This is a genomic window from Sulfitobacter sp. (genome assembly GCF_036960155.1).
In the GTDB taxonomy this organism is placed as follows: domain Bacteria; phylum Pseudomonadota; class Alphaproteobacteria; order Rhodobacterales; family Rhodobacteraceae; genus Sulfitobacter.
Genome location: NZ_JBALWB010000001.1, coordinates 338,058 through 352,367, shown reverse-complemented (window position 1 = coordinate 352,367; position 14,310 = coordinate 338,058). Strand labels below are relative to the sequence as shown.

Annotated in this window: 14 protein-coding genes; 9 read left to right on the top strand and 5 right to left on the bottom strand. The window is 53.3% G+C overall.

The features are described 5' to 3' along the window. Window position 1: 1 nt before the first annotated feature. The 3 genes from V7775_RS01645 to gloB all read right to left on the bottom strand — a co-directional run bounded on the left by V7775_RS01645 (window position 2) and on the right by gloB (window position 4,369). Window positions 2-958: a M23 family metallopeptidase gene (locus tag V7775_RS01645; RefSeq protein ID WP_335750118.1), complete on the bottom strand. Its 957-nt coding sequence runs from the start codon at window positions 956-958 to the stop codon at window positions 2-4. Next, entirely contained in the window at window positions 958-3,279 is a 2,322-nt protein-coding gene (clpA, locus tag V7775_RS01640; protein WP_335750117.1) for an ATP-dependent Clp protease ATP-binding subunit ClpA, read from the bottom strand. The genes V7775_RS01645 and clpA overlap by 1 nt, the downstream gene beginning before the upstream one ends. Window positions 3,280-3,577: 298 nt before the next feature. Then, entirely contained in the window at window positions 3,578-4,369 is a 792-nt protein-coding gene (gene gloB, locus V7775_RS01635; protein WP_335750116.1) for a hydroxyacylglutathione hydrolase, read from the bottom strand. Window positions 4,370-4,429: 60 nt separating this feature from the next. Between gloB and V7775_RS01630 the strand changes: the two genes are divergently transcribed. Next, on the top strand, window positions 4,430-5,164 hold the full coding sequence (locus V7775_RS01630) for a methyltransferase domain-containing protein (protein WP_335750115.1): 735 nt from the start codon (window positions 4,430-4,432) through the stop codon (window positions 5,162-5,164). Window positions 5,165-5,322: 158 nt separating this feature from the next. On the opposite strand, the gene V7775_RS01625 is transcribed toward V7775_RS01630, so the two are convergent. After that, window positions 5,323-5,724, bottom strand: coding sequence for a hypothetical protein (locus tag V7775_RS01625; RefSeq protein ID WP_335750114.1), 402 nt, complete (start codon window positions 5,722-5,724; stop codon window positions 5,323-5,325). A gap of 652 nt (window positions 5,725-6,376) precedes the next feature. Here V7775_RS01625 and V7775_RS01620 point away from each other — a divergent pair. The 6 genes from V7775_RS01620 (at window position 6,377) to V7775_RS01595 (ending at window position 11,726) form a co-directional block, all read left to right on the top strand. Next, window positions 6,377-6,937, top strand: coding sequence for a F0F1 ATP synthase subunit delta (locus V7775_RS01620; protein ID WP_335750113.1), 561 nt, complete (start codon window positions 6,377-6,379; stop codon window positions 6,935-6,937). Beyond that, a complete protein-coding gene (atpA, locus tag V7775_RS01615) occupies window positions 6,938-8,476 on the top strand; it encodes a F0F1 ATP synthase subunit alpha (protein ID WP_335750112.1) in 1,539 nt (512 codons plus the stop codon). It begins immediately after the preceding gene. Window positions 8,477-8,489: 13 nt separating this feature from the next. Continuing rightward, a complete protein-coding gene (locus V7775_RS01610) occupies window positions 8,490-9,365 on the top strand; it encodes a F0F1 ATP synthase subunit gamma (protein ID WP_335750111.1) in 876 nt (291 codons plus the stop codon). A gap of 19 nt (window positions 9,366-9,384) precedes the next feature. After that, window positions 9,385-10,809, top strand: coding sequence for a F0F1 ATP synthase subunit beta (atpD, locus tag V7775_RS01605; RefSeq protein ID WP_335750110.1), 1,425 nt, complete (start codon window positions 9,385-9,387; stop codon window positions 10,807-10,809). Between the two features lie 12 nt (window positions 10,810-10,821). Continuing rightward, on the top strand, window positions 10,822-11,250 hold the full coding sequence (locus V7775_RS01600) for a F0F1 ATP synthase subunit epsilon (RefSeq protein ID WP_335750109.1): 429 nt from the start codon (window positions 10,822-10,824) through the stop codon (window positions 11,248-11,250). A 125-nt stretch (window positions 11,251-11,375) separates the two neighbouring features. After that, window positions 11,376-11,726 (top strand): H-type lectin domain-containing protein, encoded by a 351-nt coding sequence (locus tag V7775_RS01595; protein ID WP_335750108.1) that lies wholly within the window; start codon window positions 11,376-11,378, stop codon window positions 11,724-11,726. A gap of 75 nt (window positions 11,727-11,801) precedes the next feature. Here V7775_RS01595 and V7775_RS01590 read toward each other — a convergent pair whose 3' ends face one another. Then, a complete protein-coding gene (locus V7775_RS01590; RefSeq protein WP_335750107.1) occupies window positions 11,802-12,824 on the bottom strand; it encodes a ribose-phosphate pyrophosphokinase in 1,023 nt (340 codons plus the stop codon). A 103-nt stretch (window positions 12,825-12,927) separates the two neighbouring features. Between V7775_RS01590 and V7775_RS01585 the strand changes: the two genes are divergently transcribed. Both V7775_RS01585 and V7775_RS01580 read left to right on the top strand, forming a co-directional pair. After that, on the top strand, window positions 12,928-13,524 hold the full coding sequence (locus V7775_RS01585; protein WP_335750106.1) for a 2-hydroxychromene-2-carboxylate isomerase: 597 nt from the start codon (window positions 12,928-12,930) through the stop codon (window positions 13,522-13,524). Continuing rightward, on the top strand, window positions 13,521-14,309 hold the full coding sequence (locus V7775_RS01580) for an alpha/beta fold hydrolase (protein ID WP_335750105.1): 789 nt from the start codon (window positions 13,521-13,523) through the stop codon (window positions 14,307-14,309). Before V7775_RS01585 ends, V7775_RS01580 begins: the two co-directional genes overlap by 4 nt. Window position 14,310 lies beyond the last annotated feature (1 nt).

The following is a 14,310-nucleotide window of genomic DNA, read 5'->3' as shown; positions in this document are numbered from 1 at the left end:
TTCAGGGCATGATGAGCGAGAGGCTTTGACTGTCTATTATTTGTTCATCGCGCAACAACGTGACCTCGCCAGAATAGAGACCCGCGGGCCACCGTGCGCTTTTTAGCTTCTTCCCTGCAGCACGAAACGACTGTGCTTGGTTGCGTTTCAGGAGCGTGTCTCGCTCAACTATTTCGCCATCCGGACCAATAAGGGACAGGCGAATGATATCCCCTTTCTGAGTGCCAAACAGGAATGCGTACATCACCAATGCATTACTTTGCGCATCGGGTGGCGTTACGGTATTGGCGCGGATATCAGAAAATTCTGGAATGGCGGCACTGGTGCCAATCGTCACAATACCGCCTGCACGGTAGCTGGGATCCTCCGACCACAGCGTGTCGGTTTCGGTTTCACCGCAGGTGATGGTTCCGTCAGGATCAAAGGGGTCGACAACTTTGCCGTCATGGCGGACGGATAGGTGCACGTGAGGAAATTCCGCGCGGCCTGACATGCCGACCTGTCCTAGAATATAGCCAGTGTTGATCTGCTGCCCTTCAGAAACCGTGACCGACCCTTTGCGCATATGGCAGTATTGGGTTTCCCAACCATCTGCATGACGCAGGACGATACCGTTTCCGCATTCACGCCCTTTGATTTCTGCTTCACGGTCGGATGAATAGCGCGCATCCTCCATTCCGTCGCGAATGCCTGCAACAATGCCAGAGGCGCTGGCCAACACATCAACGCCTGTAGCGATCATGTCGTAAGTAGGTAACGCGAAATCTGTGCCTTTATGCCCATCATAGCTGAGGCCTGAACAGGTGAAATCCGAGGCTTTTGGGGATGGATCATGATCGACATACTGCTGGATATAGCAGGGACCATTCAGGTCACAATCGATCGGGGAGCTTAACGATAAATCCCCCGCCGCGACTGGCGCGGCGAGAGAGAGTAAGGCCAAAAGACCAAACCGCATTATTCTGCCGTAAGCAGCGGTGGTTTGTCGTCAGTCAGGCGCGGGCTATCGGGGCCTTCAACAACCAAATCCAATTCGCCTTTTTTAACACCGACCTTAACCACGCCACCTTTGGCGAGTTTGCCAAACAGCAATTCTTCGGAGAGAGGTTTTTTGATGTATTCCTGAATGACGCGGCCCAAAGGACGCGCACCCATTTTCTCATCATAGCCTTTGTCAGCAAGCCATTCGGTGGCTTTTCTGCTCAACTCGATGGTTACGTTACGGTCCATCAGCTGTGCTTCAAGCTGCAGAACGAATTTTTCGACAACCTGCATGATCACTTCTTTTGGCAACGCGCCAAAGGAGATCACGGCATCCAGACGGTTGCGGAATTCGGGTGTAAACGTCCGCTCGATCGCTGCTGTGTCCTCGCCTGTGCGGCGATCACGGCCAAAGCCGATAGCTTCTTTCGCCTGCTCGGATGCACCTGCATTTGAGGTCATGATCAGCACGACATTACGGAAATCTACCGAGCGGCCGTTGTGATCGGTGAGCTTGCCGTGATCCATAACCTGAAGCAGGATATTATAGACATCAGGGTGCGCTTTTTCCATCTCATCAAGGAGCAGTACGCAGTGCGGATCCTGATCAACACCATCTGTCAACATGCCGCCCTGATCAAACCCCACATAACCCGGAGGGGCACCGATAAGGCGGCTTACAGCGTGCTTCTCCATGTACTCGGACATATCAAAACGCAGCAGTTTGACACCTAAAGTATCGGCAAGTTGCTTGGCAACTTCGGTTTTACCCACACCAGTAGGGCCTGCGAACAGGTAATTACCAATGGGCTTTTCAGGTTCGCGCAGACCTGCACGGGCCAATTTAATGGCCGAGGAAAGCGCGTCGATTGCTTTGTCTTGACCAAAGACCACCCGCTTGAGCGACGCTTCTAGATCGCGCAGCACAACAACATCGTCTTTTGAGACGTTCTTTGGTGGGATGCGCGCGATCTTGGCGACAACGGCTTCGACTTCTTTGGTGCCGATTGTTTTGCGGCGTTTGGAGAGTGGGACCAAGTGCTGCGCCGCGCCAGCCTCATCGATTACGTCAATAGCCGAGTCTGGCAATTTACGGTCGTTGATATAGCGGTGCGCCAATTCCACAGATGTCTTGATGGCATCAGCAGTGTATTTCACGCCGTGGTGATCCTCAAAATAGGGTTTGATGCCTTTGAGGATTTTTTGTGCGTCTTCAACCGATGGTTCAGGCACGTCAATTTTCTGGAAACGACGGCTGAGCGCGCGGTCTTTTTCAAAATGCTGACGGAACTCTTTGTAGGTAGTGGAACCCATTGTCCGCAACTTACCGCCAGCAAGGGCGGGCTTGAGCAGGTTGGAGGCGTCCATTGCACCACCCGATGTTGCGCCAGCGCCGATGACAGTATGAATTTCATCGATGAACAGAACAGCATCGTCGTGCTCTTCAAGCTCGGTCACAACCGCTTTCAGGCGTTCTTCGAAATCACCGCGATAGCGCGTTCCAGCCAGCAACGCGCCAAGATCTAGCGAGTAAATGGTTGCGTTTGCCAAAACCTCAGGCGTTTCACCCGCAACGATCTTGCGGGCAAGGCCTTCTGCGATGGCTGTTTTACCAACGCCGGGATCCCCCACAAGCAGGGGGTTGTTCTTGCGGCGGCGGCACAGGACTTGAATGCAGCGTTCCACCTCTGAATCGCGACCGATCAGCGGATCAATGTCGCCATCCCGCGATTTCGCGTTGAGATCGACGCAGTATTTCGCCAGCGCGGATTCCTTCTTTTCGCCCTCGGTTACGCCTTGGGGTTCTTCCTCGTGCTCGGGCGCGCCGGATACAGGGCGTGGATCACCAAAAGCCGGATCTTTTGCAACACCGTGTGCAATAAAGTTCACTGCGTCATAGCGTGTCATTTCTTGCTCTTGCAGGAAGTAGGCCGCGTTACTTTCGCGTTCGGCAAAGATCGCTACCAGTACATTAGCACCTGTTACTTCGGTACGACCTGAGGACTGCACGTGAATTGCCGCGCGCTGTATTACGCGCTGGAAGGCGGCTGTTGGCACCGCTTCAGAGCCTTCGACGTCAGTGATAAGGTTACTGAGGTCTTCGTCGATAAACTCCGTTAGTGTCTCGCGGAGTTCTTCAACATCAACGGAGCAGGCTTTCATAACCTGAACGGCATCCGGCTCATCCACCAGGGACAGCAGCAGATGTTCAAGTGTTGCAAATTCGTGTTTGCGTTCATTAGCCAGCGCAAGCGCGGCGTGGATGGATTGCTCAAGAGTGGTCGAGAATGAAGGCACGTGCGTGCTCCTTTTCGATAGGGGGCCGGGGGTGGCATGAAGTATCTCAATGCCTGCCGTCCGACTATGGCCTGATTATATTAGAGTTTGGTTGATCGACGCCAAGCTTCAAGTCTTTTCTTAAATAAAACAGTCACAATTATTTTTTTGGACCGTTCATGATGGCGTTTTGGGTGAAAATTGAGTGAACAATCCAATATCTAAGCACTGTATCCCCTTAGTGGTACCCATGGGGCGTGAATAAATGTGTAAACTTCCGCTTCTAAGCCAATGTATGGCTTTGGATGCTGGAGTGCGATCAAAAATTGTCTTTGCGTTTGCGCACTTCCCTAAACACCTCGGCGTCGGTTGCCTGAGGCATGCCAAGTTCCTTGCGCAGCCCTGTATCACCAGACCTAAGGTAGGGATTTGTAGCGCGTTCTAAGCCCATCAGCGAGGGGACCGTAAAGCGGCCAGCGGCACGCGCGGATTGGGTTTCGTTGTTTCTAGCCTGCAGCGCGGCATTATCGGGATCAACCGTCAGAGCAAACGCGATATTGGCGGTGGTGTATTCGTGTCCTGAACAGATCAGCGTGTCATCTGGCCAGTTGTTCATTTTTGCAAAGCTGGCGTGCATTTGCTCCGGTGTGCCCTCAAAAAGGCGTCCACACCCGCCAGCCATCAGACTATCTGCTGTAAAGGCGGCCTGCGCTGCGGGGGCGAAGAATGCGATGTGACCAATCGTATGGCCTGATACGTCGATCACATGGACCTGGGTATCGCCTAGTTCAAAGCTGCCTCCGTCACTTAGCGCGACATCCAGTTCGGGTAAGCGGTGCGCGTCTGCGGCGCCACCATAAACAGGTGCGGGAAAATCAGCCAATATGTCGGGCAGGCCGTCGATGTGATCAAAATGGTGATGGGTCAGCCAAATCTGGTTCAAGATCCAGCCGCGCGCGTTTAGCTCTGCTTTTATTGGGGCGGCTTCGGGGACGTCGATAAGGGCGACTACGCCTGTCTCCTTTTCGCGCAGCAGATATGCATAGTTATCCGAGAGGCAGGCAATGGTGACCAGAGTATGGCTGTTGGTCTCGATGGTCTCGGAAGGCATGGGCAAGGTTCCTTTGCTGGGCTAGAGTGAACCAGAATGGCGTAATGAGAGGCCCTGTCAATGCATCTTGATGTGCAAGATTTGCGTAATTTCTACTATCGCAGTGCGCTGGGCCGTGCGGCACAGAAGTCATTACGCAACCGGATGTTGGAGCTGTGGCCAGAAGCAAAGGGCCAGACAGTAGTTGGCTTTGGTTTTGCAGCACCTCTTTTGAGGCCCTATCTGAAAGAAGCGCGGCGCGTAATTACACTGATGCCGGGGCCGCAGGGCGTCATGCCTTGGCCTGCGGGGATGGCCAACACGTCAGTCCTGACAGAAGAAACGCTTTGGCCTATCGAGACGGGCCATGTGGACAAGCTGGTTTTGATGCATGGTCTTGAAACGTCTGAGCGGGCCTCTGATTTGCTGGAAGAATGCTGGCGTGTATTGGGGCCGGGGGGCAAGGCGCTGTTTATTGTGCCAAACCGTGCAGGCCTATGGGCGCGCCGTGATGGCACGCCGTTTGGGTATGGTCGGCCCTATTCGCCGGGGCAGTTGGATGCCCAATTGCGTAAACATCAGTTCCTCCCAGAGCGCCACGCGGGCGCGTTGTACCAATTGCCATCGGGCAAGCGGATGTGGATGAAATCGGGTGGGATATTTGAGCGGGTAGGGCGCAACGTGCCGACCATTATGGCAAGTGGCGCGTTTATGGTTGAAGCGACCAAACTGGTTTATCCCCCTAAGGGGCGTGTGGCGCGAAAGCGGTCTCTCGCGCCGATCAGTGTTTTGGAACCAAGTGCAAAACCAGCCTAACCGCCCACCAAATTCCCATTTCGATCTTAGCTGAACGTAAAGGCGATGTCTTCCTCGCGTAGACCTGCAAGCCTTTCGAGGCGCAATGTTGGGCCGCTAGCGTTTCATGCCCACAATTTGGTCCTGAGTAGTTCATCACCCGTGCCACCCTCCAGTACTTAAAGCGTTGAGTTAGACTGAACGTACTCATTTGTCCTATCGTCGCCTGTTAGGCCCGATACAGTGTCGGTTTCCAGGTTAGGGTCTTTGATGCCATCGTTGTAATCGTGATCGGCGAAGATCAGAATATCCTCGCCTGTTGTTGGTAAAATTGTTGTGGTCACAATGACGTCTCCGAGTGAAATGCCATTATCTCCCGTTCGGATCACGACCAATGTGACCTCTGCGCTTACATTGATAGAGGGGATCGCGATGACCCCGGTACAGATTCCTTCTTCCGAGTGGCACAACTCCAATCCATCAAACCGAAAACCGGTTGCATCATTTGAGCCGCTGGAAAAGTTAAGAGTGCTATGGCCAACGTTGTAAGGCCTTTCGATTTCAATGCCAAAGCCTGCCATAGTTGGGATGTCGATCCGTTTCTGCGGTGCGCAGATTCATAGTGGCAGAAACGTTGAAGTCATCTCTGGGACCACCGCCACCGAGCAAAACCGCGCCATGTGTTTCGTTGGAACCGCCAGTCCTAAAAGCATCGTCATGGCCATCACCGTCGTTCGTGGTATTTTTAGTCCCTAAAATGTTAAAGGTATCTTTGCCGAATTTGCAATTGGCCACATTATTTGCCCCATTGAGTTTGCCCCATCGAGTTTGAATGTGTCATCGTCATAGCCGCCGTTAAGGACGGCTTCGCGACTGGTCGTCGTTGCGCTAAACCTGCTGTTGCCCAGAAAGCCGTTGATAGCTCGGCTTGATGAGGTTGTTGACGCATCCGCCCCGTTTGAGGCCCCTAGGATCGCGGTCGAATCGTCGAAATTGCCCTTCGACCTTGAATTCAAATAACATTAATCTTAGGGCAAAAGGCCGCAGATTTGCCAAACCCTTGAAATGTAGGGAAATGTGCAGAAAGCGTCATCACTATACTGTATTGCGGCATGAAGAACGGTCTGTTACATCGCCCTAGATTTAATCGCTTGGAAAGGTTTTCCAAGCCCGCGCCAACACACTGGTATCGCTATTCTGGCGAGCCCAGTGAAGACGTATGAGAGGATGGACGTGTCCGAACCAGCTTCGATCTCCACAGGCATCGCGCAACGCTATGCGACTGCCGTATTCGAATTGGCCAAAGAGGCCAAAAAAGTCAAAGCCGTTGAAACGGATTTGACAGCCCTGCATGACGCGATGAGCACTAGCGATGAATTTCGCGCGCTGATCAACTCGCCGATCTACACACGTGATCAGCAAGCAGGTGCAATCACTGCAATTGCAAAAAAGATGAAGCTGTCGCCTGTAATGGCGAACACGCTGGCACTGATGGCGCAAAAGCGTCGTCTGTTTGTGCTTCCGCAGCTGGTGCAAACCCTGCGCGACATCATTGCTGAAGACAAAGGTGAAGTGACCGCGGATGTAACAACCGCAAAGGCACTCACAAAGACGCAGGCCGACAAGTTGGCCACGTCCCTTAAGAAGACAACCGGTAAAACCGTGACACTACACCAAACCGTAGATGAAAGTCTCATCGGTGGTTTGATTGTTAAAGTAGGCTCCAAGATGATCGACACGTCGATCCGCTCGAAGCTTAATTCCCTCCAGAACGTAATGAAAGAGGTCGGATAAATGGGTATCCAAGCTGCAGAAATTTCTGCGATCCTGAAGGACCAGATCAAGAATTTTGGTCAAGAAGCCGAAGTGGCCGAAGTTGGCCGCGTGCTTTCCGTTGGTGACGGTATTGCGCGTGTATACGGCCTGGACAATGTCCAAGCTGGTGAAATGGTCGAATTCCCCGGTGGTATTCAGGGTATGGCCCTGAACCTCGAAGCGGACAACGTTGGTGTTGTTATCTTCGGTTCCGACCGCGACATTAAAGAAGGCGACACCGTAAAGCGCACAAACTCCATCGTGGACGTGCCAATCGGTGACGAACTGCTGGGCCGTGTTGTTGACGGCTTGGGTAACCCAATTGATGGCAAAGGTCCACTTGGTGCTACCAAGCGCGGTCTGGCCGAAGTTAAAGCGCCGGGCATTATCCCGCGTAAATCCGTGCACGAACCAATGGCAACCGGCCTGAAGTCTGTGGATGCGATGATCCCTGTTGGCCGTGGCCAGCGCGAATTGATCATTGGTGACCGTCAGACTGGTAAAACAGCTGTTGCTCTCGATGCGATGCTGAACCAAGCACAGGTTAACAAGGCCGCCGGCGACGACGAGAGCAAAAAGATGTACTGTGTGTACGTCGCGATCGGTCAAAAGCGTTCAACTGTTGCCCAGCTTGTTAAAAAGCTCGAAGAAACTGGCGCGATTGAATATTCTATCGTAGTTGCTGCGACAGCGTCCGAGCCTGCACCTATGCAGTTCCTCGCACCTTACTCCGCGACAGCCATGGCAGAGCACTTCCGCGACAACGGCCGCCACGCTTTGATCGTTTATGATGATCTTTCCAAGCAGGCTGTGTCCTATCGCCAGATGTCACTTCTGCTGCGTCGTCCACCCGGACGTGAAGCTTATCCTGGTGACGTTTTCTATCTTCACTCCAGATTGCTTGAGCGTTCCGCCAAACTTGGTGATGACGCTGGTAACGGTTCCCTGACGGCTCTGCCGATCATTGAAACCCAAGGTGGTGACGTTTCTGCGTTTATTCCGACTAACGTGATTTCGATCACCGACGGTCAGATCTTCCTTGAGACCGAATTGTTCTACCAAGGCATCCGCCCTGCTGTGAACACTGGTCTGTCGGTTTCGCGTGTTGGTTCCTCTGCCCAGACAAAAGCGATGTCTTCGGTTGCTGGCCCTGTTAAGTTGTCCCTCGCTCAGTATCGCGAAATGGCAGCCTTTGCTCAGTTCGGTTCCGATCTGGATGCCTCCACCCAGCAGTTGCTGGCCCGTGGTGCGCGCCTGACAGAGCTGATGAAGCAAGCGCAGTACAACCCGCTGACCAACGCCGAAATCGTCTGCGTGATCTTTGCAGGTACCAACGGCTATCTGGACTCAGTGGATGTTAAAGAAGTTGGCCGCTACGAAGCCAGCCTTCTGAAGCACCTGCGCGGCAAGCACGCCGACCTTCTGGCCGATATCACCGACAATGACCGTAAGGTCAAAGGTGAGCTAGAAGATGCAATCAAAGCGGCTCTCGACGCGTTCGCTGCTGATTTCGCTTAAGGAGAGATAGGCAATGCCCAATCTCAAGGACCTTAAAAACCGGATCGCGAGTGTGAAGAACACTCGTAAGATCACGAAAGCCATGCAAATGGTTGCCGCGGCGAAGCTTCGCCGCGCGCAGGAAGCAGCTGAGGCGTCCCGTCCGTATACGGAACGCTTCAATGCTGTGATGACGTCGCTTGCGGCGTCTGTTGGTGGATCTGATTCCGCGCCCAAACTGCTGAGCGGTACGGGCAAAGATGATGTGCATCTGCTGTTGGTTATGACGTCTGAAAAAGGCCTTTGTGGTGGGTTCAACTCGAACATCGCCAAAAAGGCCCGCGCACACGCTCAAGACCTGATTGCTAAGGGTAAGGAAGTTAAAATCCTGACCGTTGGTAAAAAGGGTCGTGACCAGCTCAAGCGTGATTTGGGTAAACACATGGTCGGCCATGTGGACCTGACCGAGGTCAAGCGTATCGGCTACGTCGAAGCGCAGGGCATCGCGAAGGACGTACTGGGCCGTTTTGACGAAGGCGAATTCGATGTCGCCACTCTGTTCTTCTCAGAATTCGTCAATGTGGTTACGCAAATCCCTACGGCGTTGCAGATCATTCCGGCTAAATTCGACGTAGCTGAGGGCGACGCGCCTGACGTTCTGTTCGATTACGAGCCATCAGAGGAAGCAATCCTCGCTGATCTTCTGCCACGTGGTGTGGCTACGGCTATCTTCTCGGCACTGTTGGAAAATGGTGCATCCGAGCAGGGCGCGCGTATGTCCGCGATGGACAATGCGACGCGTAACGCGGGCGATATGATCGACGATCTTACGATTGTCTATAACCGTTCACGTCAGGCCGTCATCACCAACGAGCTGATCGAAATCATTTCCGGCGCGGAAGCGCTGTAAGGTATTGGAGAAAAACGACATGGCACAAGCAGTCGGCAAAATCACCCAAGTCATCGGCGCGGTCGTTGACGTTCAGTTCGAGGATAATCTGCCACAGATTCTCAACGCTCTGACAACGGAAAACAACGGCAAGAAACTGATCCTCGAAGTGGCTCAGCACCTTGGCGAAAACACAGTTCGTACCATTGCGATGGATGCGACTGAAGGTTTGGTTCGTGGTCAGAAAGTAACTGACAACGGCGCGCCAATCACGATCCCAGTTGGTAACGCCACGTTGGGCCGCATCATGAACGTTGTAGGCGAGCCTATCGACGAAAAAGGCCCTGTTGAAGCGACCGAGCACCGCTCGATCCATGCTGAAGCACCTGCGTTTGCTGAACAGGCGACCACTTCCGAAGTTCTGGAAACAGGCATCAAGGTGATCGACCTTTTGGCACCATACGCCAAGGGTGGTAAAATTGGTCTGTTCGGTGGTGCCGGTGTTGGCAAAACCGTGTTGATCATGGAACTGATCAACAACATCGCAAAAGTGCACTCGGGTTTCTCCGTGTTTGCGGGCGTTGGTGAGCGTACACGTGAAGGTAACGATCTTTACCACGAAATGATCGAATCCAACGTTATCGTTCCTGATAACTTGCTCGAATCCAAAGTGGCACTGGTTTACGGTCAGATGAACGAACCTCCAGGTGCGCGTATGCGTGTTGCCCTGACAGGTTTGACATTGGCCGAGCAGTTCCGTGACCAATCCGGTACAGACGTTCTGTTCTTTGTGGACAACATCTTCCGCTTCACACAGGCTGGTTCCGAAGTTTCCGCTCTGTTGGGTCGTATTCCTTCTGCTGTTGGCTACCAGCCAACATTGGCCACCGATATGGGCCAGATGCAGGAACGCATTACATCCACCAAGTCCGGTTCGATTACGTCCGTTCAGGCCGTATATGTTCCTGCGGATGACCTTACAGACCCTGCACCAGCGACATCGTTTGCGCACCTCGATGCGACAACAGTTCTGGATCGCTCGATCTCGGAAAAAGGTATCTATCCTGCGGTTGATCCGTTGGGCTCCACGTCGCGTCTGCTTGATCCACTTGTAATCGGTGAAGAGCACTACAAAGTTGCGACAGACGTTCAGCAGATCTTGCAGCGCTACAAATCGCTTCAGGATATCATCGCGATCCTCGGCATGGACGAACTCTCAGAAGACGACAAACTGGCAGTAGCCCGTGCGCGTAAGATCGAGCGTTTCTTGTCCCAGCCGTTTGACGTTGCGAAGGTCTTTACCGGTGCGGATGGTAAGCAGGTTCCACTTGCGGAAACTGTTCAATCGTTCAAAGAAGTCGTTGCTGGCGAGTATGACCACCTTCCAGAAGGTGCGTTCTACATGGTAGGCGGCATCGAAGAAGTGAAGGCGAAAGCCGAGAAAATGGCGGCTGACGCTGCTTAAGGAGGCCCTGTAATGGCAGACACGATGCAATTCGATCTGGTGTCGCCTGAGCGGCGCCTTGCCTCGGCCCAAGTGGCTTCGGTGCAGATTCCCGGTGCGGATGGTGACATGACGGCTATGCCTGATCATGCACCAACCATCACCACTCTGCGCCCCGGCATCCTGACAGTGGACGGCCCTGATGGGCAGTCTCAGTATGTGGTTACCGGCGGTTTCGCCGAGATCACTGCAACGGGTGTGTCGGTTTTGGCAGAACGTGCGTTGGCTAAGGCTGACATGACGCAAGAAACCATGAACGAGATCATGGAAGAGGCTAAAACCACCTATACCAAGGTGAAAGAAGCTTTTGAAAATGAACCTGGCCCCGTGGATGACGCAGCAAAACTGTTGTCAGATATGGTCGCAATGGGCGAACACATGGGTCTAGCGGCCAAAGAGTGAACTAATTCACTTTGAATTCAGAGGGCCCCGCGTGATTGCGGGGCCTTTTGCATTTTATAGACCAAACTTTTGCCGTAAACATAGGTCAGTTTACCCGTCTGAGTTACCATTGGAATAAAGTGTCTATGAAGAAATTACGTAGTTCGATTGTCGGAATAGACAGTGGTGACGAAGTCCTGTTCGAGGACTTTGAAGACGGAGGTGAAATGTGGACAGGTCGTGGCCAGCGAGAACGCCGCCGCCGCATCAAGTTCTCTGAAAAATATCAGAGTTATCCAACCGTTCATTTGTCGATTTCTCTTTGGGATATGGATGCGGGCAGTGTTTTGCGTGCAGATGTGTCAGCCGAATCTGTCACTGAAAAGGGCTTTGATATGGTGTTCCGCACGTGGGGAGACACCAAGGTTGCGCGTGCGCGCATTGCATGGACCGCGATCGGCGAACTTGAAGATGCTGACTTTTGGGATGTTGGCTGACCGCTGATATTAGGCGGTCAGAGTGATCTCTCCCGAAGGAGAGATCAGGTAGCTTCATAAAGATGAGTAGGGCGCTTAGAAGTTGTCGCCGTACATGCCGTCATAGATCGGGCCAAGCGTGTCTTGTTCAAACAGTGATGAAACGGACGTGCCGTTCCAGATGTTCAGGATTGCTTGGGCAAAGATGGGCGCCGTTGGAACAATGCGGATATTTGGTGCTTGTTTGATCGCATCTGTAGGCGCGATGGTGTCGGTAATCACGAGTGATTTCATCACAGAATTTGTGACACGCTCTACCGCGGGGCCGGACATAACGCCGTGGCTGATATAGGCGTGAACTTCTTTTGCACCATTTTCCAACAAAACTTCGGCTGCTTTGCAGAGGGTGCCAGCGGTATCGCAGATATCATCGATGATGAGGCAGGTCTTGCCCTTCACGTCACCAATCACAGTCATCTCGGATACTTCACCAGCTTTTTCGCGACGTTTGTCGACGATGGCCAGTGGCGCGTTCAGGCGTTTGGCCAATTCACGCGCACGGGCAACACCACCCACATCAGGCGAGATGATCAGCAGTTCGTCCATCCGGCCTTTGAATTCGTTTTTGATATCCAGCGCAAAAACAGGCGACGCATACAAGTTATCAACAGGAATATCGAAAAAACCCTGAATCTGCGCGGCGTGTAGGTCCATTGTCAGGATGCGTTCGATCCCAGTGCCAACTAGCATGTTCGCAACCAACTTGGCCGTGATTGGCGTGCGCGCCTTTGTGCGGCGATCCTGACGGGCATAACCGAAGTACGGCAATACTGCAGTGACACGCTGAGCTGAGGAGCGGCGCAAGGCGTCTGCCATGATCAGCAGCTCCATCAGGTTGTCATTAGCAGGGTTCGATGTGGATTGGATGATGAACATATCCTCACCGCGGACGTTTTCAAAAACTTCGACGAAAACTTCGCTGTCGTTAAAGCGTTCGACGCGCGCATCAACCAAATCTACGTTTACCCCCCGATGTAATGACATCCGCCGCGCGATGGCTTTGGCAAGTGGCATGTTGGCATTGCCGGAAATCAGCTTTGGCTCAGGGGTATTTGACATATGGGGGAGGCTCCGTGGCAGCGGTGTACAGAATCGTCTCTGGAACACCGATTAACATGTGCCTAGGGTTAGGCAAAGCAGACACACCTTGTTGGAGGACCAAATGGCCCAGATCGATTACTATTTTGCAACGCTTTCTCCTTATTGCTACCTCGCGGGCACTCGGTTGGAGAAAGTTGCCGCAAAACACGGCGCAACCATCAACTATAAGCCGTTCGATATTGTGCAAGGGTTTGGCCGTACTGGCGGGACAATGCCAAAAGACCGCCACGCCAGCCGTGTTGAATACCGTGCCCAAGAATTGCAAAGACAGGCAAAAAAACTTGATTTGCCCTTCAACATCAAACCAGCGCATTGGCCGACCAATGGTGCGCCTGCCGCGTATGCATTTATTGCTGCGCAAAATGCGGGCGGCGGCGATTTAGGGGCGTTGGCTCATAGCATCGCGCGCGCGGTTTGGGCAGAAGACAAGGACATCGCAGAAGATGATGTTGTCCGCGCCTGCCTGACCGAGGCGGGATTTGATCCGGCATTGGCAGATAGTGGTTTGTTAGAAGGTGCCGAAACATATGCGCGCAACCTCGATGAGGCGGTTGATGCGGGTGTGTTTGGCGCGCCGTTCTATGTGGTTGATGACCAACGGTTCTGGGGCCAAGACCGGGTCGATGACGTGGATCTGTATCTGCAAGGAAAGCTGTGACGCTACATACACACACGCACCTTTACGAGGGAGCAGAGCGTCGTGCGCTCGCCGTTCACTGTACCTTGGGCCATTCTGGCGCATGGCGGGGGGTGGCGGCCGCATTAAAAGATGATCTGAGCCTTTTGGCGTTTGATTTGCCAAGCCACGGCAAGTCAGGCGTTTGGGACCGATCAGGTAACGTGCATGATGTTGCGACGGATATGGCGCGTGGGCTGATTGAAGGTCCGATGGACCTGATCGGTCACTCCTTTGGTGCGACCATTGCGTTACGTATCGCGGTCGAAAGCCCGGAGCTAGTGCGCAGTCTCACATTGATCGAACCTGTGTATTTCGCCGCCGTCTTGGTTGATGAGCCTGAGCTGCTGGAGGAATACAAACGTGAGAATGCGGCGATGGATGCTGCATTTGCATCAGGTGATGAACGTGAAGCTGCGCGGGTGTTTAACCGTGATTGGGGGGATGGTACGCCTTGGGACTTGTTGCCTGAGCGTATGAAGGACCACATGACGCGGTTGATCCACTATGTGCCTGCAAGTTCCGCGTTTCTGCACCATGACAGCGCTGGTCTGCTTGATGCTGGCCGTATGGAGCGGGCGTCCATGCCCACAGTACTTATCGAAGGGGATAAATCCCCCCCGATGAGCGCAAAGGTTGCGGCGTCACTGCAAAAGCGATTGCCCAATATCGAACGGGTTGTTGTGGAAGGGGCAGGGCACATGTTGCCCATCACCCATCCCGGTGCTGTTGTTGGCCCGATACAGGCCCTCCTTGCGCGGAGTTAGA

What these genes read in the sequence shown, in the direction of transcription:
- V7775_RS01645 (WP_335750118.1), bottom strand. Translation starts at nt 958, where the DNA reads ATGCGGTTTGGTCTTTTGGCCTTACTCTCTCTCGCCGCGCCAGTCGCG.
- gloB (WP_335750116.1), bottom strand. Translation starts at nt 4,369, where the DNA reads ATGCCTTCCGAGACCATCGAGACCAACAGCCATACTCTGGTCACCATT.
- V7775_RS01630 (WP_335750115.1), top strand. Translation starts at nt 4,430, where the DNA reads ATGCATCTTGATGTGCAAGATTTGCGTAATTTCTACTATCGCAGTGCG.
- V7775_RS01625 (WP_335750114.1), bottom strand. Translation starts at nt 5,724, where the DNA reads ATGGCAGGCTTTGGCATTGAAATCGAAAGGCCTTACAACGTTGGCCAT.
- atpA (WP_335750112.1), top strand. Translation starts at nt 6,938, where the DNA reads ATGGGTATCCAAGCTGCAGAAATTTCTGCGATCCTGAAGGACCAGATC.
- V7775_RS01610 (WP_335750111.1), top strand. Translation starts at nt 8,490, where the DNA reads ATGCCCAATCTCAAGGACCTTAAAAACCGGATCGCGAGTGTGAAGAAC.
- atpD (WP_335750110.1), top strand. Translation starts at nt 9,385, where the DNA reads ATGGCACAAGCAGTCGGCAAAATCACCCAAGTCATCGGCGCGGTCGTT.
- V7775_RS01600 (WP_335750109.1), top strand. Translation starts at nt 10,822, where the DNA reads ATGGCAGACACGATGCAATTCGATCTGGTGTCGCCTGAGCGGCGCCTT.
- V7775_RS01595 (WP_335750108.1), top strand. Translation starts at nt 11,376, where the DNA reads ATGAAGAAATTACGTAGTTCGATTGTCGGAATAGACAGTGGTGACGAA.
- V7775_RS01590 (WP_335750107.1), bottom strand. Translation starts at nt 12,824, where the DNA reads ATGTCAAATACCCCTGAGCCAAAGCTGATTTCCGGCAATGCCAACATG.
- V7775_RS01585 (WP_335750106.1), top strand. Translation starts at nt 12,928, where the DNA reads ATGGCCCAGATCGATTACTATTTTGCAACGCTTTCTCCTTATTGCTAC.